Annotated in this window: 13 protein-coding genes; 9 read left to right on the top strand and 4 right to left on the bottom strand. The window is 72.7% G+C overall.

Annotated elements, in window-relative coordinates:
- On the bottom strand, positions 1 to 1,021 hold a 1,021-nt coding region (locus tag SM757_RS32385; RefSeq protein ID WP_322468493.1), incomplete at its 3' end, for a LysR family transcriptional regulator.
- Between the two features lie 185 nt (positions 1,022 to 1,206).
- On the opposite strand from SM757_RS32385, the gene SM757_RS32380 reads away from it, so the two are divergent.
- The 4 genes from SM757_RS32380 to SM757_RS32365 all read left to right on the top strand — a co-directional run bounded on the left by SM757_RS32380 (position 1,207) and on the right by SM757_RS32365 (position 8,164).
- Entirely contained in the window at positions 1,207 to 2,097 is an 891-nt protein-coding gene (locus SM757_RS32380) for an alpha/beta hydrolase fold domain-containing protein (RefSeq protein WP_322468492.1), read from the top strand.
- An 87-nt stretch (positions 2,098 to 2,184) separates the two neighbouring features.
- On the top strand, positions 2,185 to 3,411 hold the full coding sequence (locus SM757_RS32375) for an efflux RND transporter periplasmic adaptor subunit (RefSeq protein ID WP_322468491.1): 1,227 nt from the start codon (positions 2,185 to 2,187) through the stop codon (positions 3,409 to 3,411).
- A 37-nt stretch (positions 3,412 to 3,448) separates the two neighbouring features.
- Positions 3,449 to 6,679 (top strand): efflux RND transporter permease subunit, encoded by a 3,231-nt coding sequence (locus SM757_RS32370; RefSeq protein ID WP_322468490.1) that lies wholly within the window; start codon positions 3,449 to 3,451, stop codon positions 6,677 to 6,679.
- Between the two features lie 60 nt (positions 6,680 to 6,739).
- On the top strand, positions 6,740 to 8,164 hold the full coding sequence (locus tag SM757_RS32365; protein ID WP_066332467.1) for an efflux transporter outer membrane subunit: 1,425 nt from the start codon (positions 6,740 to 6,742) through the stop codon (positions 8,162 to 8,164).
- Positions 8,165 to 8,211: 47 nt separating this feature from the next.
- Here SM757_RS32365 and dkgB read toward each other — a convergent pair whose 3' ends face one another.
- The 3 genes from dkgB to SM757_RS32350 form a co-directional block, all read right to left on the bottom strand.
- Complete coding sequence (gene dkgB / locus SM757_RS32360; RefSeq protein WP_322468489.1) at positions 8,212 to 9,018, bottom strand: 2,5-didehydrogluconate reductase DkgB; 807 nt, start codon at positions 9,016 to 9,018, stop codon at positions 8,212 to 8,214.
- Between the two features lie 44 nt (positions 9,019 to 9,062).
- Entirely contained in the window at positions 9,063 to 10,265 is a 1,203-nt protein-coding gene (locus tag SM757_RS32355) for an MFS transporter (protein ID WP_066332473.1), read from the bottom strand.
- Positions 10,266 to 10,372: 107 nt separating this feature from the next.
- Positions 10,373 to 11,320 (bottom strand): LysR family transcriptional regulator, encoded by a 948-nt coding sequence (locus SM757_RS32350; RefSeq protein ID WP_066332474.1) that lies wholly within the window; start codon positions 11,318 to 11,320, stop codon positions 10,373 to 10,375.
- A 339-nt stretch (positions 11,321 to 11,659) separates the two neighbouring features.
- Between SM757_RS32350 and SM757_RS32345 the strand changes: the two genes are divergently transcribed.
- The 5 genes from SM757_RS32345 to SM757_RS32325 form a co-directional block, all read left to right on the top strand.
- Complete coding sequence (locus tag SM757_RS32345) at positions 11,660 to 13,513, top strand: sensor histidine kinase (RefSeq protein ID WP_322468488.1); 1,854 nt, start codon at positions 11,660 to 11,662, stop codon at positions 13,511 to 13,513.
- A 173-nt stretch (positions 13,514 to 13,686) separates the two neighbouring features.
- Positions 13,687 to 14,373, top strand: coding sequence for a response regulator (locus tag SM757_RS32340; RefSeq protein ID WP_084267207.1), 687 nt, complete (start codon positions 13,687 to 13,689; stop codon positions 14,371 to 14,373).
- A 336-nt stretch (positions 14,374 to 14,709) separates the two neighbouring features.
- Entirely contained in the window at positions 14,710 to 15,855 is a 1,146-nt protein-coding gene (locus SM757_RS32335) for an efflux RND transporter periplasmic adaptor subunit (protein ID WP_322468487.1), read from the top strand.
- Between the two features lie 15 nt (positions 15,856 to 15,870).
- Positions 15,871 to 19,173, top strand: coding sequence for an efflux RND transporter permease subunit (locus SM757_RS32330; RefSeq protein ID WP_066332480.1), 3,303 nt, complete (start codon positions 15,871 to 15,873; stop codon positions 19,171 to 19,173).
- A partial coding sequence (locus SM757_RS32325) for a TolC family protein (RefSeq protein ID WP_322468486.1) occupies positions 19,170 to 19,942 on the top strand: 773 nt, incomplete at its 3' end. The genes SM757_RS32330 and SM757_RS32325, both read left to right, overlap by 4 nt.

The following is a 19,942-nucleotide window of genomic DNA, read 5'->3' as shown; positions in this document are numbered from 1 at the left end:
CCACGGCAGCGGGCGCCACGGCGGGCGTACCCGCCGGTGCGGGCGCAACGCTGATCCCCTGGCGGGCCGCGGCGATGGTGGCCGCCATGCAGCCGGGCAGGCTGCATTGGCGCTGGATCTGCTCGCTGCGCGCGAACAGGTCGGCCACCCAGTCCACGAACACGCGCAGCTTGGCGCTCAGGTGCTTGTTGGGCGGGTAGACGACGTGAATGGGCACCGACTCCGAGCACCAGTCCGCCAGCACCGGGCGCAGCAGGCCGGCGGCGATGTAGGGCTGCGCCATGAAGGTGGCGGTGTTGACGATGCCCAGCCCGGCCAGCGCCGCGGCCAGCGCCGCGCCGGAGTCGTTGACGGAGAGCTGGTGCCGCCCCTGCACTTCGTAGCGCTCCTCGCCGCGGTTGAAGACGAAGGGGTAGATGCGTCCGGTGCGGGCCGAGAAATAATTGACCACCACGTGCCCGCCCTGCTCGATGTCGCGCGGATGCGTGGGCATGCCGTGGCGCTCCAGGTAGCCCGGCGTCGCGCACACCAGCGTGTGGAAGTTGCCGATGCGCCGCGCCACCAGCGACTGGTCGGTGAGCTCGCCGCCGCGCAGCACGCAGTCCACGTTCTCGCTGAGCAGGTCCACGGGACGGTCGGACACGCCCAGGTCGAGCTGGACTTCGGGGTAGCGGGCGTGGAAGTCGGGCAGCGCGGGAATGAGCAGCAGTTGCGCCACGGCGGTGCCCGCGTCCACGCGCAGCCGCCCGCGCGGATTGGCCTTGGCCCGCGTCATGCTCGACTCCAGCTCGTCGAGCTCCGAGAGCAGCCGCATCGCGCGGTCGTAATAGGCCGCGCCGTCCGTGGTCAGCGTGGCGCGGCGCGTGGTGCGGTTGAGCAGCTTGGTCTGCAACTGGGCTTCGAGCTGCTGCACCAGGCGCGTCACGGTAGGTTTAGGAAGGGACAGGTTGTCGGCCGCGCGGCTGAAGGTGCCGGCCTCCACCACGCGCATGAACGCCTGCATCGCAAGCAACTTGTCCATCAGGTACCCCTTGGCTGAATTTTCTCCGCGGGCCGTATTTGAACCGCGAATTGCAGGCCGGATTGTTAGCGTGGCTGCAATAAAGCATGAGCGCTGCGCTGGTTTATTTGTGCGGCGGCGCTGGTTATCGTGCCGGCCATCTGCTTCCCAGCCTTGCCGGCTTTCCTGGCCGGCCCGCACGACACATGCAAACGTCCTCCGCTTCCCCTGCCGCTGCCTTGCCCTCGGTGCGCGAGGAACGGCTGTCCCTGCCCGGCGTGGACCACGCGCTGGCGCTGCGCTGGAGCCTGCCGCCGCCGGGCGTGGCGCCCACGGCGCTGGTGCTGCACCTGCATGCCGGCGCCTTCGTCGCCGGCTCGCCGCGCGAAGGCGAGCGCGTGGCCGGCGTGCTGGCGGCCGAGGGCGCGCTGGTGGCGTCGCTGGGCTATCCGCTGGCGCCGCGGCGGCCCTTCCCGCAGGCGCTGGAGGCCGTGCACGCGGCGCTGCTGTGGTTGCAGCGGCAACGCAAGCGGCTGCATGCCGACGGGTTGCCGCTGCTGCTCGCGGGGGAGGAGGCCGGCGGCAACCTGGCCGCGGCGGCCGCGCTGGCCGCCCACGACCGCGGCGCGCCGCCCCTGCATGGGCAGATCCTGCTGTCGCCCATGCTGGACGTCTGCACCGGCACGGCCTCGCTGCGCGATGCCCAGGCCCACGCCGTGCAGTGCCCCTGGTCCGACGGCTGGCGCCAGTACCTCGCCAGCGCCAGCGACGTGCTGCACCCCTACGCGGCGCCGGGGCGGGCGCTGCGCCTGGCCGGCCTGCCGCCCGCGCTGCTGGTCAGCGCTGCCGACGACCCGTTGCGTGACGAAACTTATGCCTACGCCGCCCGCCTGCGCGAGGCAGGCGTGGCGGTGAGCCAGGCGCTGCTGGACGGCACGACCGGCTGGCCTGCGAGCTACCGCGATCCGGCCCCGGCGCCATGGGCGCAGGCGCTGCAAGCGCACGTGCGCACGTTTCTGCAGGCCTGCCGCCGGGCCTGCGAGCCGCCCGGCGCCGCGGGCCATCGCCTGCCGCGCCCCGCCGCCGCCCAGGGCTAAGCCGCCTTCATTTCCGAGCGTTCCCGGCTGCCGCCGTGCAGCCGGGTGCGCAAGCCTTTGCCAAAAAAATCTTGTGGAGTTCCGACCATGAAACTGCTTCATTCCCTGCGCCGCCGCCCCGCCGTGGCCAGCCTGTCCGTCGCGGTGGCCGCGCTGGTCCTGGGCACGGCCGGGACGGCGCTGACCGGCCTGGGCGCGAGCCAGGCCGAGCCGCCTGCCGCCGCCGCGGCGCCCGCGGCCGTTGCGGTGTCGGTGGCCGAGGCGGCCGAGCGCGAGGTCACGACCTGGGAAACCTTCTCCGGCCGGCTGGAGGCCGTGCAGCGGGTGGAGCTGCGCCCGCGCGTGGCCGGCGCCGTCCAGGCGGTGCACTTTCGCGAGGGGGCGCTGGTGAAGGCCGGCGATCTCCTGTTCACGCTGGACCCGGCGCCTTACGCGGCGGAAGTCGAGCGCGCCCAGGCCCAGCTCGCCGCGGCCCAGGCCCGGCTGGCCCAGGCGCGCAGCGAGCAGCAGCGCGCCGAGCGGCTGTGGGAGGAGCGTGCCGTCGCGCAGCGCGAGTTCGACGAGCGCAGCCACGGGCTGCGCGAGGCCGAGGCCAACCTGCGCGCGGCCCAGGCCTCGCTGCAGGCGGCGCAGTTGTCGCTGCAGTACACGCAGGTGCGCGCCCCGCTGGCCGGGCGCATAGGCCGCGTGGAGGTGACGCCGGGCAACCTGGTGGCCGCGGGCCCCGGCGCCCCGGTGCTGGCCACGCTGGTGTCCGTGAGCCCCATCTACGCCAGCTTCGATGCCGACGAGCAGGTGGTGGCGCGCGTGCTGGCCGATGCCGGCGCCGGCGCGCTGCCGGGCCGGCTGGAGCGCGTGCCCGTGCGCATGGAAGGGCCGGCCAGCGCCGAGGGCCGGCTGCAGCTGGTGGACAACCAGGTGGACGCGCGCAGCGGCACGGTGCGGCTGCGCGCGGTCTTCGACAACCGCGACGGCAGCCTGATGCCCGGCCAGTTCGCCCGGCTGCAGATGGGACAGCCGCGCAGCGCCAGCGCCGTGCTGGTGAGCGAGCGCGCCGTGGGCACCGACCAGGACAAGCGCTTCGTCATCGTCGTGGGCCCCGACAACAAGGCCGTCTGGCGCGAGGTGCAGTTGGGCGCGGTGGTGGACGGCCTGCGCATCGTCACGCAGGGGCTGCGCGGCGGCGAGCGCGTGGTGGTCAACGGGCTGCACCGCGTGCGCCCGGGCACGCTGGTGGCGCCGCAGCCGGTGGCCATGCAGCCCCAGCCGCAGCGCCAGGCCAGCGGCGACGCCGCGGCGGCGGGCCGTTCCTGATGCGCACGAGCCACGGCCAACGCCAGGAGCTTCATCCATGAACCTGTCCAAATTCTTCATCGACCGGCCCATCTTCGCCGGCGTGCTGTCGCTGCTGATCTTCCTCGGCGGGCTCATCTCGCTGCGCACGCTGCCCATCTCGGAGTACCCGGAGGTGGTGCCGCCGCAGGTGGTGGTCAACGCCCGTTATCCCGGCGCCAATCCCAAGGTGATCGCCGAGACGGTGGCCACGCCGCTGGAGGAGGCCATCAACGGCGTGGAGGGCATGCTCTACATGGGCAGCCAGGCCACCACCGACGGGCTGCTCACGCTCACCGTCACCTTCCGCCTGGGCACCGATCCCGACAAGGCGCAGCAGCTGGTGCAAAACCGCGTGGCGCAGGCCGAGCCCCGGCTGCCGGAGGAGGTGCGGCGGCTGGGCCTGTCCACGGTCAAGAGCTCGCCGGACCTGACCATGGTGGTGCACCTGGTCTCGCCCAACGGGCGCTACGACGCCGATTACCTGCGCAACTACGTCATGCTCAACGTGCGCGACCGCCTGGCGCGCATTCCCGGCGTGGGCCAGGTGCAGAGCTGGGGCGGCGGCGAGTACGCCATGCGCGTGTGGCTGGACCCGCAGAAGGTGGCCGAGCTGGGCCTGTCGGCCAACGACGTGGTGCGCGCCATCCGCGAGCAGAACGTGCAGGCCGCCGCGGGCGTGGTCGGCGCCTCGCCGGGAGCGCCGGGCGTGGAGCTGCAGCTGTCCATCAACGCCCGCGGCCGGCTGCAAAGCGAGGAGGAGTTCGGCGACATCATCGTGCGCAGCGGTGCCGGCGGCAGCGTGACGCGGCTGCGCGACGTTGCCCGCATCGAGCTGGGCGCGGCCGACTACTCGCTGCGCTCGCTGCTGGACAACGCGCCGGCGGTGGGCACGGGCATCTTCCAGGCGCCGGGCTCCAACGCGCTGGACATCTCCGCCGCGGTGCGCAGCACCATGGAGGAGCTGCAAAAGCAGATGCCCGAGGGCGTGGAGTACCGCATCGCCTACGACCCCACGCAGTTCGTCCGCGCGTCCATCTCGTCGGTCGTGCACACGCTGGCCGAGGCGGTGCTGCTGGTGGTGCTGGTGGTGGTGCTGTTCCTGCAGACCTGGCGCGCTTCGGTCATTCCGCTGCTGGCGGTGCCGGTGTCCATCGTGGGCACCTTCGCGGTGCTGCAGGCGCTGGGCCTGTCCATCAACGCGCTGAGCCTGTTCGGCCTGGTGCTGGCCATAGGCATCGTGGTGGACGACGCCATCGTGGTGGTCGAGAACGTCGAGCGCAACATCGAGTCCGGCCTGACGCCGCGCGAGGCGACCTACCGCGCCATGCGCGAGGTGTCGGGGCCCATCATCGCCATCGCGCTGGTGCTGGTGGCGGTGTTCGTCCCGCTGGCCTTCATCAGCGGGCTCACCGGCCAGTTCTACAAGCAGTTTGCCGTGACGATCGCCATCTCCACGGTGATCTCGGCCATCAACTCGCTCACGCTGTCGCCGGCGCTGGCCGCGCTGCTGCTGCGCGGCCACGACGCGCCGCGCGACGCGCTCACGCGGGCCATGGACCGCGTGCTGGGCGGCGTGTTCCGCGCCTTCAACCGCGCCTTCGGCCGCGGCGCGCAGGCCTACGGCGGCGGCGTGCGGCGCGTGCTCTCGCGCAAGGCGCTGATGCTGGGCGTCTACCTGCTGCTGGTGGGCGCCACCGTGGCCCTGTTCAAGACCGTGCCCTCCGGCTTCGTCCCGACCCAGGACAAGCAGTACCTCATCGGCTTTGCGCAGTTGCCCGACGGCGCGACGCTGGACCGGACGGAAGCCGTGATCCGGCGCATGGGCGAGATCATGAAGACCACGCCGGGCATCGAGGGGTCGCTGTCCTTCCCCGGGCTGTCCATCAACGGCTTCACCAACAGCTCCAACGCGGGCATCGCCTTCGCCATGCTCAAGCCCTTCGACGAGCGGCGCGACCCGTCGCTGAACGCGGCGGCCATCGCCAACAAGCTCAACCAGTCCTTCGCGCAGATCGAGGACGCCTTCATCGTGATGTTCCCGCCGCCGCCGGTCAGCGGCCTGGGCACCACCGGCGGCTTCAAGCTGCAGCTGGAGGACCGCGGCTCGCTGGGCTATGCGGCCATGGACGCGGCGGTCAAGGGCTTCATGGCGCGGGCGAGCCAGGCGCCGGAGCTCGCGGGGCTGTTCACGAGCTGGCAGGTCAACGTGCCGCAGCTTTATGCCGACATCGACCGCACCAAGGCGCGCCAGCTCGGCATCCCGGTGACGGACATCTTCGACACGCTGCAGACCTACCTGGGCAGCCTCTACGTCAACGACTTCAACCGTTTCGGCCGCACCTACTCCGTGCGCGTCCAGGCCGATGCGGCCTTCCGCGCCCGCGCCGAGGACGTCGGCCAGCTCAAGGTCCGCTCGGCCGCGGGCGAGATGGTGCCGCTGTCGGCGCTGCTGAAGCTGCAGCCCAGCTTCGGCCCCGAGCGGGCCATGCGCTACAACGGCTTCCTCTCCGCCGACGTCAACGGCGCGCCGGCGCCGGGCTGGTCGTCCGGCCAGGCCCGCGAGGCCGTCGAGCGCATCGCCCGCGAGACGCTGCCGCCGGGCATCGCCTTCGAGTGGACGGAGCTGACCTACCAGGAGATCCTGGCCGGCAACTCCGCCGTGTGGGTGTTCCCGCTGGCCATCCTGCTGGTGTTCCTGGTGCTGGCCGCGCAGTACGAGAGCCTGACGCTGCCGGTGGCCATCGTGCTCATCGTGCCCATGGGGCTGCTGGCGGCCATGGCCGGCGTGCACTTCAGCGGCGGGGACAACAACGTCTTCACGCAGATCGGCCTGGTGGTGCTGGTGGGCTTGTCGGCCAAGAACGCGATCCTGATCGTGGAGTTCGCGCGGGAGCTGGAGTTCGCCGGCCGGACGCCGGTGCAGGCGGCCATCGAGGCGGCGCGGCTGCGCCTGCGGCCCATCCTCATGACCTCGCTGGCCTTCGTCATGGGCGTGCTGCCGCTGGTGCTGTCCAGCGGGGCCGGGGCCGAGATGCGCCAGGCCATGGGCATCGCGGTCTTCACCGGGATGATCGGCGTCACGGCCTTCGGCCTGTTCCTCACGCCGCTGTTCTACGTGCTGCTGCGCCGCCTGGCCGGCAACCGCCCGCTCAAGCAGCACGGCCAGGTGCCGCAGCTTGCGGTGGCGGCCGACGCGCCGGGCCTGGGCGGCGCGCAGCCTGCGGTGCCGCTGCCGCGCCCCGAATGACGGAACGACGGAATGACGGAATGACGGAATGACGGAATGACGATGTCTCAAGGAACTGCCATGAACTCTCCGCATGGGTCCCGCCTGCGCCTGGCCCTGGGCACCCTGGCCGCCGCCCTGGTGCTGGCCGGCTGCGCCACGGCGCCGCCGCCCGTGGACACCGCCGCCCTGCAGCCCGTGCCCGCGGCTTTCAAGGAGGCGCCGCCGGGGCGCTGGACGGTGGCGCCGCCGGCGGATGCACAGCCGCGCGGGCCCTGGTGGGCGGTGTTCGGCGACCCGGTGCTGGACGACCTGCTCCAGCGCGCCGCCGAGCGCAACACCTCGCTGCAGGTGGCCGCGGCGCGCTGGGCCCAGGCCCGCGCCCTGCAGCAGCAGGCGCAGGCCGAGCGCCGCCCAACGCTGGACGTGGCCGCCGGCGTGTCGCGCCAGACGCAGCCGCAGCTGGCCAACCAGCCCGCCACGCTGGGCAGCCTGGCGGCCCAGTTGAACTGGGAGCTGGACCTGTCGGGGCGGCTGGGCCAGGCCGCCGCCGCCGCGACGCTGGAGGCCCAGGCCCAGGCGGCCCTGCTGGAGAGCACGCGGCTGGCGGTGCAGGCCGCCGTGGCGCAGAGCTACCTGGGGCTGCGCGCCCTGGAGGCCGAGCGCGCCATCGTGGCCGACACCGTGGAGGCCTACCGCGGCACGCTGCGGCTGACCGAGCGGCGCCTGGCCGCCGGCGACGTCGGCGAGCTGGACCTGGAGCGCGTGCGCAGCGAGCTGGCGGCCACCGAGGCCGACGCCCTGGCCCTGGAGCGCCAGCGCCGCCTGCTGGAACATGCCTTGGCGCAGTTGCTGGGCGAACCGGCCTCGGCCTTCGCGCTGGCGGCGGGCAACGGCCTGGACGCGCTGCAACTGCCGGCCGTCCCGGCCGGCGTGCCGGCCACGGTGCTGGCGCGGCGCCCGGACGTGGCGTCGGCCCAGCGCCGGCTGCTGGCCTCGCAGGCCCGCGTGGGGGTGGCGCAGGCCGCGTGGTTCCCCAACCTGGCGCTGACCACCGCCGCGGGCACCGCCTCGCCGGACCTCGGCGACCTGCTGCGCTGGTCCTCGCGCGCCTGGGGGCTGGGGGCGCTGCTGTCGCTGCCTGTCTTCGACGGCGGCCGGCGCGAGGCCGCCGTGGCGCAGGCGCGGGCCGACTTCGATGCCGCGGCCGCCGGCTACCGCGAGCAGGTGCTGCTGGCGGTGCGGGAGGTGGAGGACGAGCTGGCTTCGCTGCAACTGCTGCAAAGCCAGGCCGCGGCCCAATCCCGCGCCGTGGCGGCCGCGGCGCGCGCCACCGTGCTGTCCGGTGCGCGCTACCGCAACGGCATGATCGGCCAGCTGGAGCTGCTCGACGCCCAGCGCAGCGAGCTGCGCAACCGGCGCCAGGCGGTGCAGTTGCAAGGCGCGCAGGCGCAGGCCACGGTCGGCCTGATACGCGCCCTGGGCGGCGGCTGGGACAGGAGCTGACGCGCGGCGGCCGCGGGCCCCGGCGGGGCGGCTCGCGGCCGCGGGGCTCAATCCCAGCGCGGCGCCAGCCCCTGCGGATCGACGAGGCGCTCGCCGCGATCCAGCGCGGCCATGGCCGCCATGTCGTCGTCGCTCAAGCGCAGCGCCGTGGCCCGCAGGTTGGACGCCAGGTGCTCGCGTTGCGTGGACGAGGGAATCAAGGCATGGCCGAGTTGCAGGGCCCAGGCCAGCACGACCTGGGCGGGCGTGGCCCGGTGGCGCTGCGCGAGGGCCTGGATCACCGGGTCCTGCAGCACCTTGCCGTAGCCCAGCGTCATGTAGGACGTGATCTGGACACCGGCGGCCTGCGCCGCCTGGGCGACGGCGCGGTTTTGCAGGTAGGGGTGCAGTTCCACCTGGTTGGTGGCGATCTCGCCGGGGCCGGCCAGGGCCACGGCCTGGCGCATCAGGTCCATGGTGAAGTTGGAGACGCCGATGCGGCGCGTGAGGCCTTCGCGCCTGGCCTCGGCCAGCGCCTGCAGCGTCGCTTCGAGCGGCACGGCGGCGTTGGGCGACGGCCAGTGGATCAGCGTCAGGTCCACGTGGCCGGTGCGCAGCTTGCGCAGGCTTTCCTTGAGGCTGGGGATGAGCGCGTCGCGCGACAGGTGCTCGGTCCAGATCTTGGTGGTCAGGAACAGCTCTTCGCGCGCCACGCCGCTGTCAGCGATGGCCTGGCCCACGGCCTCCTCGTTGTCGTAGATCTGCGCCGTGTCCATGGCGCGGTAGCCGAGCGCCAGCGCGGTGCTGACCGAGTCGATGGCGGCCTGGCCCTTCAGGCGGAAGGTGCCGAGGCCGAGGCGGGGAATGGCTTGCATGGGGGGTGACTCCTCTTGAGATGGCTTGGAAGTGCGGGGTGGGCTCAGCAGGTGCTGGGCAGGGCGCCGGCCGTGCTTGGGCGGGCGGTGTCGCGGCGGTCCAGGCGGCCGCTGAGGTTGGTCAGCGCCAGGGACAGCAGCACCACCAGCGCGCCTATCCAGGGCGTGTGCATCAGGCCCAGGTGCTTGACGATCAGCCCGCCGGCCCAGGCGGCGCCGGCGATGCCGAGGTTGAAGGCGGCGATGTTCAGTCCCGCGGCCACGTCCACGGCCTGGGGCTCGAAGCGCTCGGCCTGCCGGACCACGTACACCTGCAGCCCCGGCACGTTGCCGAAGGCCACGGCGCCCCAGGCCAGCACGGTCAGCACCACCAGCCAGGGGTGGTGCGCCGTGAAGGTCAGCACCAGCAGCACGCCGGCCAGGGCGGCGAAGATCAGTTGCAGCGCCGCGATGGGGCCCTTGCGGTCGGCCAGGCGGCCGCCCCAGACGTTGCCCGCGGCCACGGACACGCCGTAGGCCAGCAGCACCCACACCACCGCCGCGGCGCTGAAGCCGGAGACGTCCTGCAGGATGGGCGCGAGGAAGGTGAAGGGGATGAACGAGCCGCCGTAGCCGATGGCCGTCTTGGCATACACCAGCAGCAGCCGTGGTTGCGCCAGCACCCGGGCCTGGCTGCGCAGCGAGGCGGGCGGCGCGTGGCGTATACCGCGTGGCACGGCCAGCAGGCTGGCCAGGAAGGCGAGCAGCCCAAGCGCGGCCACGGCCAGGAAGGTTTCGCGCCAGCCGAAGTGCTGGCCGATGAAGGTGCCCAGCGGCACGCCGGTGACCAGCGCCACCGTCAGCCCGGAGAACATGGTGGCGATGGCGCTGGCGGCCTTGTCCTTGGGCACCAGGCTGGTGGCGATGGTCGAGCCGATGGAGAAGAACACGCCGTGCGCCAGCCCGGTGAGCACGCGCGCAACGATCAGCGATTCATAGCCCGGTGCCTGCCAGGCCAGCAGGTTGCCCGCGGTGAACAGCGCCATCAGCGCCAGCAGCAGCGTCTTGCGCGGCAGCCGGCCGGTGAGGGCGGTGAGCACGGGCGCGCCCACGGCCACGCCCAGCGCGTACAGGCTCACCAGCAGGCCGCCCGCGGGCAGGCTGACCTGCAGGTCGGCGGCGATGGTGGGGATGAGGCCGACGATGACGAACTCCGTCGTGCCTATGGCGAAGGCGCTGACGGTCAGCGCAAGCAATGCAAGGGGCATGGGTGGCTCCAACAACAGGTTGGGCGCCACTGTGGGCTGCCAGGCCGGCCGGAAACAGCCGTGCGCGGGCAGATGATTCTTGACGCGCAGTCAAGAACGGCGGGCGTTCAGCCCGCGGGCGGCTTGCGGGCGCGGCCCGCGGCGGGCGCCGCCTCGCGAAGCTCCTCGTTGAGGGCCAGCGCCTGGGCCAGGAAGTCCAGGAAGCAGGTGATGCGCGCGGCCAGTTGGGTGTTGCGGTAGTAGACGGCGTTGACGGGCTGGCGCACCTGCAGCGTGTGCGGCTGCAGCACCTGCACCAGGCGGCCGTGGCGGCGGTCGTCCTGCGTCATGAAGTCCGAGAGGCAGGCGATGCCCAGGCCCTGCAGCGCGAGCTGGCGCAGCGTCTCGCCGCTGGACGCGGTAAACGTGGGGACGATGGGCCACTCGTCGCCGTGCTCGCCCCGCAGCGGCCAGGCGTTGAGCGAGGCCGGCTGCGTGAAGCCCAGCAGCACGTGGCGGGTGAGCTCGGCCGCGGTGGCGGGCTGGCCGTGGCGCGCGATGTAGCTTGGGCTGGCCAGCACGCGGATGCGGCTGCTGGCCAGCGGGCGGGCGTGCAGCGTGGAGTCCTGCAGCGCGCCTATGCGTATGGCCACGTCGGTGCGCCGCTCCAGCAGGTCGATGTTGAGGTCGTCCGTGTCCAGCTCCAGGCGGATGCGCGGGTACTTCAAATGGAAGGCCGGCAGCAGCGGGACGACGGCGTGCAGCATGAAGGGCGTGGCGGCGTTGACGCGCAGCCGGCCGGCGGGCTGGCGCCGCCGCGCGGCCATCTGCTCCTCGGCCTGGTCCACCGCGGCCAGGATGGCGCGGGCATGGCCGAGGAAGGCCGCGCCTTCGTCGGTGATGGCGATGCGCCGCGTCGTGCGCTGCAGCAGCGTGGTCTCCAGCTTGCGCTCCAGCCGGCCCAGGGCGCGGCTGATGCCCGACACCGTCTGCCCCAGGTGGTCCGCCGCGGCGGTGATGGAGCCGGTGTCGACGACGGCGGTGAAGGCCTGCAGTTCTTCGAGTGTGGTCTTCATGAGGCCGACATGGTGCCGGGGCGCGCGCCTTCATGCCGCGCCGGGCGGCGTCAAACCGTGTCCGCCGGCCCGGGGCGTCCGGGCCGCGGCGCGGTGCCCGGGGCACCTGCGCGGCCCGGCTTTGCCGGCGTCCACGCCGGTGGCCGATGCCTGCGCTCGCCGTGCGCCCATCCACGGCCGCCCCATCCCCCTGAGAATGGGGCTTTGGCACGCGCTGCCCGGCCGGGGCGGCGTTGGGCGGCAACACGGGAGCGGGTGCCTGCGCACCTGACGTATGCGATGAAAAACGGCAGTCGGCAGCGTTCCATTTCCCGTGGGTCCCATGGGGTCGGCGAGCCCATGGGCCGCCCTGGGCAGGCGCCGGGCGGGGGCGAGCTCCCGTCGCTGGCGCGCTGGCCGGGCCTGGCCGCGACGCTGCAGACGGCGCGCCAGGCCATGGAAGCGGCGGCGCTGCAGGACGGCGACCCGCTGTGCCTGGGCCTGGGGGCCGCGGCGCGCACGCTGCGCGCGCCCTATGCCGCCTTCCGGCAGCTCGACCCCGATTCCGGCAAGCCCTACCTGGCCGAGTGGTTCCAGGCCCCGGCCGAGGCGTCGGCCCACGGCGGCCTGGCCGTGCTGATGCAGGGCATGGACGCCGCCTGGACGGGCTTGATGGACGGCACGGCCGCACTGCAGCGGGCCACGGTGACGCACCACCCGGCCTTGCCGGCGCTGCCCCTGGGCAACCGCTTGGGCGGCTGCCTGCAGCGCACGCAGGAGATCTGGGTGCCGGTGCGGCTGGCCGACCGCACGTGGGGCCGGCTGTCGGTGCTGCGCGGCGAGCTGGACCCGCTGGAGACCGGCGAGGCCCTCTTCCTGGAAGCCCTGGCGCGCGAGCTGGGCTGGGTGCTGGCCGACCGGCAACTGGCGTCGGTGCAGCGGCGTGCGGCGGCGCTGGCCGCCCGCGAGGAGGAGGCCACGGCGCAGGCCCTGGGGCTGGTGCGCCAGCAAAAGGAGGCGGCCGAGGCGCAGGCCCGCGAGCAGGCCCACGTCATCGCCGTGCTGCAGGAGGCCATCGACTCGCTGGACCACAGCGGCGACCTGGAGGAATTCGTTCCCACCGTCATCGGCCTGATCGCGCGCGCGCTGGACCCCGGCGCGGTGGCCTTGCTGCAGGTGCGCGGGGCGCGCTGCCGGCTGCAGGCGGCCTACCTGCAAGGCCAGGTGCTGCGGCGCGCCGACCTGCTGTCGCCGCAAGCGCAGCCGGCGCCGGTGCTGCGCGAGCTGACCGAGGGCTTCGAGCTGCCGCCGGCCGGGCTGCAGGCCTGCGCCACGCAGGGCAGCGGCGAGGCGCAGGTGGTCGATCACGCCGACGGCGGCGCGGCCTGCCCCTTCGACCACTTCTTCGTCTCCGAGGGCGGGCCGCTGGCGCTCAACCTGTGGCTCATGGCCTCCGGCCACGCGTTGGGCGCGCTGGGCATCTACCGGCGCAGCGGGCAACGCTACACGGCCTCCGAGATCGCGCTGGCCGAAGCCATCGCGGCGCAGTTGTCGCTGGCCCTGCGGGCGGCCCAACTGGCCGAGGAGGCGCGCCGCGTGGCCACGCTGGAGGAGCGCACGCGGCTGGCGCGCGAAATGCACGACACCCTGGCCCAGGGCTTCACCGGCGTGCTGATGCAGCTGGAGGTGGCCGATGCCGCCGTGTCGGCGCAGCGCGTGGAGCGCGCGCGCACGGCCATCGCCACCGCCATGGACCTGGCGCGCGACAGCTTGGGCGAGGCGCGCCGCGCCGTGCGCGCGCTGCGCAATCCGACCCTGGAGCGGCGCGGCCTGGCCGAGGCGCTGGCCGAGCTGTGCGCGCAGATGCGCAGCAGCACCTTCCAGGCCGTGGAGCTGCAGATCACGGGCGCGCCGCTGCGGCTGGATGCCCATGTCGAGGAGCAGGTGCTGCGCGTGGCGCAGGAGTCGCTGGTCAACGCCGTCAAGCACGCCCGCGCCAGGCGGACCGTGGTGTCGCTGGAGCTGCATGCGCAGGCGCTGCGGCTGCAGGTGCGCGACGACGGTGCCGGCATCCCGCAGGTGCTGTCCAACCCGGCGGGCTTCGGCCTGGTGGGCATGCGCGAGCGGGCCGTGAGCATAGGCGCCACGCTGGACGTCGCCTCCGCGCCGGGCCAGGGCACGACGGTGTCGCTGCGCCTGGGCCTGCGCGGTTGATGCCCACGGCCGGGCCGCAGCACGCCGCGCGGCCCGCCCAGGAAAGAGAGCCTGTCCAGGCGCCACCCCAGGCGTCTGCGCGCCCGCGCTCTCCCATTGGGGAGAGGTTGGGCCTGGCCGGCGCTGCCATCATCCCCACCCACCGACTGCCGATTCCGGCCCGTGGTGCTGCCATGACCTTCCCCTTGCCCCTTTCCGACACCGGGCCGACAGGCCAAGCCGAGCCTGCCGGAGATGCGCCCGCACGCATCCGGCTGCTGGTGGCCGACGACCACCATGTGGTGCTGGACGGGCTGAGCACCATCCTGGACATGCAGGCCGACATGCAGGTCGTGGCGCAGGCCAGCGACGGCGCGCAGGCCGTGGAGCTGTGGGTGCGCGAGCACCCGGACGTCGGCCTGATAGACCTGTCCATGCCGCGGCTCACGGGCGTCGAGGCCATCACGGCCATACGCCGCCACGAGCCGCGCGCCAAGCTCATCATCCTCACCACCTACGACGGCGACGAGGACATCTACCGCGGCCTGCACGCCGGCGCCAAGGCCTACTTGCTCAAGGACGTGCGCCGCGACGAGCTGCTGCGCTGCATCCGCGTGGTGCACGAGGGCGGCCACTACATCAACCCCGAGCTGGCCGGACGGCTGGCCTCGCGGCTCACCCGCGACGGGCTCTCCCAGCGCGAGATGGAAGTGCTGGTGCTGATCGAGCGCGGCCTGAGCAACAAGCTCATCGCGCGCGAGCTGCAGGTGGCCGAGGGCACGGTCAAGACGCACGTGAAGGCCATCCTGGCCAAGCTGGAGGCGCGCAGCCGCACCGAAGCCATCGCCATCGGCGTGCGCCGCGGCTTGCTGAAGCGCTGAAGCGCCCCGCGCGCCCGCCGCGCCTATCCCCAAAGAGGCACCCGGCCCTGGCCCGCGTGGCAGAAGCGCCACGCCGCCGGATGGCCGATGCTGTGGGCCTGCTCCCAGGCGCCCGGGCCGCGGCGTGGCCGCCGGTGTGGAGCCCCCCATCCCCGCCGGCAAGAGCCCTCGCCCGCATGCGGCTCTCGTTGGTGAGTGAACACGCTTGCTTCGCAGGAAGTCTGCAGGAGGCCCGCCAGCGGGCCGCCTGCAAGCGCAGGCGAGCCTTTGTCGAAAGGCGGCAGTGGAATGAGATTTGACGGACGCACAGGCTGTGTTTGGCACCTGGGTGCGCTTTTGGCGCTTTCCGCCCTGCTGGGCGGGTGCAATGGCGAAGCCGCGTCGCAGCCGGCCGCGCCACCGCCGCCCACGGTGTCGGTGGCGCCGGCCATACAGCGCGAAGTCCAGGAGTTCGAGGAGTTCACGGCGCGGCTGGAGGCGCCGGACACGGTGGAAGTGCGCGCACGCGTGGCCGGCGCGCTGGAGCAGGTGCACTTCACCGAGGGCCAGCAGGTGGCCAAGGGCGCGATGCTGTTCACCATCGACCCCCGGCCCTTCGCCGCCGACGTGGCGCGCGCCGAGGCGCAGCTGGCCGCCGCACGCAACCAGGCCGAGCTCAGCAGCAGCGAGCTGGCCCGCGCCGAGAAGCTCACCTCCATCCAGGGCGTGAGCCAGCAGGAGCTGGACCAGTTGCGCGCCGGCGTGCGCAACAGCCGCTCCAACATCCAGTCCGCCGAGGCCGCGCTGGTGCAGGCCCGGCTCAACCTGGACTTCACGCGCATCCGCGCCCCGGTGGCCGGGCGCATCTCGCGGGCGCAGCTCACTCCGGGCAACCTCGTGGGCGTGGGCTCGCCGGTGCTCACCACGCTGGTGTCGCAGGACCGCGTGTTCGCCTACTTCGACGCCAGCGAAGCCACCTACCTGAAATACCTGCACCTGGTACGCAGCGGCACGCTGGCCTCGCCGCGCACCGCGACGGTCCAGGCCTGGATGGGCCTGGCCGACGAGACCGGCTTTCCGCACCAGGGCCGCATCGATTTCGTGGACAACCGCCTCAACCCGGCCACCGGCTCCATACGCGGGCGCGCCGTGTTCGACAACCGCGAGGGCCGCTTCACCCCGGGCCTGTTCGCGCGCGTCAAGGTGGTGGGCAGCGGCAAGTACCAGGCCACGCTGGTGGCCGACCGCGCCATAGGCACGGACCAGACGCGCAAGGTCGTGATGCTGGTGGGCAAGGACAACGTGGTGCAGCCGCGCGAGGTGCAGCCCGGTGCGCTCATGGACGGCATGCGCGTGGTGCAGGGCGTCAAGCCCGGCGAGCTGGTCATCGTCGACGGGCTGCAGCGCGCGCAGCCCGGGGCGCCGGTGACGCCGCAGGTGTTGAAGACCGACGACAAGGGCCTGCCCATCCCGGCAGCACCCGCGTCCGCTCCCCAGCGCTGAAAGGCCCGCAAGCGCATGGACATCTCACGCTATTTCATCGACCGCCCGCGCCTGGCGACGGTGCTGTCGCTGTTCATCTTCCTGGTGGGGCTGCTGGCCATCTTCCAGCTCCCCATCTCGGAGTACCCGGAAGTCGCGCCGCCGCAGGTGGTGGTGCGCGCGCAGTTCCCGGGCGCCAACCCGCGCGTCATCTCCGAGACGGTGGCCACGCCGCTGGAGGAGCAGATCAGCGGGCTGGAAGGCATGCTCTATTACGAGAGCCAGGCCACGGCCGACGGCACCATGGTGCTGACGGTGACCTTCCGCATCGGCACCCACCCCGAGGCCGCCGAGACCGCGGTGCAAAACCGCGTCAACCGGGCGCTGCCGCGGCTGCCCGAGATCGTGCGCCAGATCGGGGTGACCACGGAGAAGCAGGCGGCCAACCTGACCATGGTCGTCCACATGGTCAGCCCCGACAGCAGCCGCGATTCGCTGTACCTGCGCAACTACGCGCACCAGCAGGTGCGCGACGAGCTGCTGCGCATCCCGGGCATGGGCACGGTGATCCTGTTCGGCAGCGGCGACTACGCCATGCGCATCTGGGTCGATCCGCAGCGCCTGGCCGGCCACGGGCTCACCGCCAACGACGTGGTGTCCGCCGTGCGCGAGCAGAACACGCAGGTGGCCGCCGGCGTGGTGGGCGCGCCGCCCTCGCCGCGGGGCACCGACTTCCAGCTCGCGGTCAACACGCAGGGGCGGCTGGCCAGCGAGCAGGAGTTCGCCGACATCATCGTGCGCGCCGACCCGGCCACCGGCGCCGTGCTGCGCGTGCGCGACGTCGGCCGCGTGGAGATCAGCGCCAACACCCACTCGCTGCGCAGCCTGCTCAACAACAAGGAAGCGGCGGCCATCGGCATCTTCCAGGCCCCGGGCTCCAACGCGCTGGCCATCTCGGACAACGTGCGCGCCACCATGGAGCGGCTCAAGGCGGACTTCCCGCCGGGCATGGACTACGCCATCGTCTACGACCCCACGCGCTTCGTCGCCACCTCCATCACCAAGGTGGTGGAGACGCTGCTGGAGGCGGTGCTGCTGGTGGTGCTGGTGGTGGTGCTGTTCCTGCAGACGTGGCGCGCTTCGGTCATTCCGCTGCTGGCGGTGCCGGTGTCCATCGTGGGCACCTTCGCGGTGCTGCTGGGCATCGGCTACTCCATCAACACGCTCACCCTCTTCGGCCTGGTGCTGGCCATCGGCATCGTGGTGGACGACGCCATCGTGGTGGTCGAGAACGTGGAGCGCAATCTGGAGGACGGGCTTACGCCGCACGAGGCCACGATCAAGGCCATGCGCGAGGTCAGCGGCCCCATCGTTGCCATCGCGCTGGTGCTGTGCGCGGTGTTCATCCCGCTGACGTTCGTGCCCGGTCTCTCCGGCCAGTTCTACAAGCAGTTCGCGGCCACCATCGCCATCTCCACCGTCATCTCGGCCTTCAACTCGCTCACGCTCTCGCCGGCGATGGCGGCGCTGCTGCTGCGCCCGCACGATGCGCCCAAGGACGCGCTCACGCGCGGCATGGACCGCGTCTTCGGCCGCTTCTTCCACTGGTTCAACGGCTTCTTCCACCGCCGCAGCGAGTCCTACGGCCGTGGCGTGCGCGGGGTGCTGCGGCGCAAGTCGCTGGCGCTGCTGGTGTACGCGGGGCTGCTGGCGCTCACGGCGCTGCTGTTCGCGCGCATTCCGTCGGGCTTCGTCCCGGCGCCGGACAAGCAGTACCTCATCGGCATCGCGCAGTTGCCCGCGGCGTCCTCGCTGGAGCGCACCGACGCGGTGATACGCCAGATGAGCGACATCGCGCTGAAGGTGCCGGGCATCGTGGACGCGGTGGCCTTCCCGGGGCTGTCCATCGCCGGCTTCTCCAACGCGCCCAACGAGGGCATCGTCTTCTTCGGCCTGGCGGACTTCGAGAAGCGCAAGAGCGCCGACCTGTCCAAGGACGCCATCCTGGGCCGCGTCAACGGCGCGCTGCAGGAGATCCAGGGTGCGCGGCTGTTCGTGGTGCCGCCGCCGGCGGTGGAAGGCCTGGGCAACGCCGGCGGCTTCAAGCTGCAGGTGCAGGACCGCTCGGGGCAGGGCGAGCAGGCCCTCTTCGGCGCGGTGTGGGGCACGCTGGGGCAGGTCTACGGCAACCCGCGCTCGTCCATAGGCACGCCGTTCTCGACCTACGACATCAACGTCCCGCAGCTCTTCGCCAACGTGGACCGCACCAAGGCCAAGCAGATGGGCGTGGCGCTGGGCGACATCTACGACACGCTGCAGATCAGCCTGGGCTCGCTCTACGTCAACGACTTCAACCGCTTCGGCAAGACCTACCAGGTGATCGTGCAGGCCGACGGGCCCTTCCGCGCCCACGCCGAGGGCATCACCGCGCTCAAGACGCGCAATGCCGGCGGCGAGATCGTCCCGTTGGGCGCGCTCATGCGCGTGGAGCCCACCTTCGGCCCAACGCGCGTGACCCGCTACAACGGCTTCCCCTCGGCCGACATCAACGGCTCGCCCAACCCGGGCTTTTCCAGCGGGCAGGCCGAGGCCGAGATCGAGCAATTGCTCAAGCAACTGCCGCGCGGCATGGGCTACCAGTGGACGGAGCTGTCCTACCAGGACAGGCTCACGCGCGACGTGGCGCTGCCCGGGACGACCTGGCGGCTGCCCACGCTGGCGGCGGTGCTGCTGCTGTCGGTGGTGCTGGTGATCCTGGTGCTGGCGGCGCAGTACGAGAGCTGGAGCCTGCCGCTGGCCATCGTCCTGATCGTGCCGATGTGCATCCTGGCCGCGCTCACGGGCGTGTGGCTGTCCACCTTCCCGCCCTTCATGCAGATAGGCGACCTCAACATCTTCACGCAGGTGGCGCTGGTGGTGCTGGTGGGGCTGGCGTGCAAGAACGCCATCCTGATCGTGGAGTTCGCCAAGGACCTGGAGGAGCAGGGGCGCACCATGATGGAGGCGGTGGTGGAGGCCTGCCACCGGCGGCTGCGGCCCATCCTGATGACGTCCATCGCCTTCTGCGCCGGGGTGATCCCGCTCATCCTGGGCAGCGGCGCGGGCAGCGAGATGCGCCGCGCCATGGGCATCGCGGTGTTCTCCGGCATGGTGGGCGTGACGATGTTCGGCATCTTCTTCACGCCGGTGTTCTACGCGCTGCTGCGCAAGAGCACGGAAAAGCGGCGCGCGCACGCGGCCGAGCTGCGCGCGGAGATCGACCGCTGCGCCCATCCCTTCCACCCGGGTGTGGACGACGCGACGCCGCCGTCCAACCCCGCCGGCGGAGCACATCAATGAGCGCCCTCCCCATGCCCCCGCGCCGACTGACCGGGGCCGCGGCCTGGGTCGCCGTCCTCGCCGCCGCGCTGGCCGGCTGCGCCTCGGGGCCGCCGCCGCAGCCTGCGCTGCCGACGCTGCCCACGGCCTTCGCCAACGTGCCCGGCGACGCGCAGCCCGGCGAGCCGGCCGCGGCGTTCTGGCAGGGCTTCCAGGACCCGCAGCTCGACGCGCTGGTGGCCCAGGCGCTGAGCGCCAACTTCGACCTGCGCCTGGCCGTGGCCCGGCTGCGCGAGGCGCGGGCGCTGGCGCGCCTGGCCGATGCCAACCTGCTGCCGCAGGTCAGCGGCACGGCCGGCGCGGCGCGGGTGCGCGACTTCAACGGGCCCAACAACGCGCTGGCGACGCAGACCCTCTACGGCGTGGGCCTGGACGTGCGCTGGGAGGCGGACCTGTTCGGCCGCCTCTCGGCCGAGCGCCGCGCGGCGCAGGCCGAGCTGCTGTCGGTGGAGTCCGATGCGCAGGCGCTGCGCCTGAGCGTCAGCGCCGAGGTGGCGCGCAACTACTTCGAGCTGCGCGGGCTGCAGGAGCGGCTGCGCGTGTCCACGGCGTCGCTGCAGACGCAGGAGTCGACGCTGCGCCTGGTGCAGGCGCGCCAGGAGGTTGGCCGCGGCACGGGGCTGGACACCGAGCGCGCCCGCGCCCTGGTGCAGCGCACCGCCGCCGGCGTGCCGGCGCTGGAGGCGGCGCTGCAGCGCACGCGCTACCGGCTGGCGGTGCTGTGCGGCCA

Origin of the sequence: Azohydromonas lata (assembly GCF_034427735.1) — a bacterium.
Taxonomy (GTDB): domain Bacteria; phylum Pseudomonadota; class Gammaproteobacteria; order Burkholderiales; family Burkholderiaceae_C; genus Azohydromonas; species Azohydromonas lata.
This window is presented reverse-complemented; position numbering and strand designations above follow the sequence as displayed.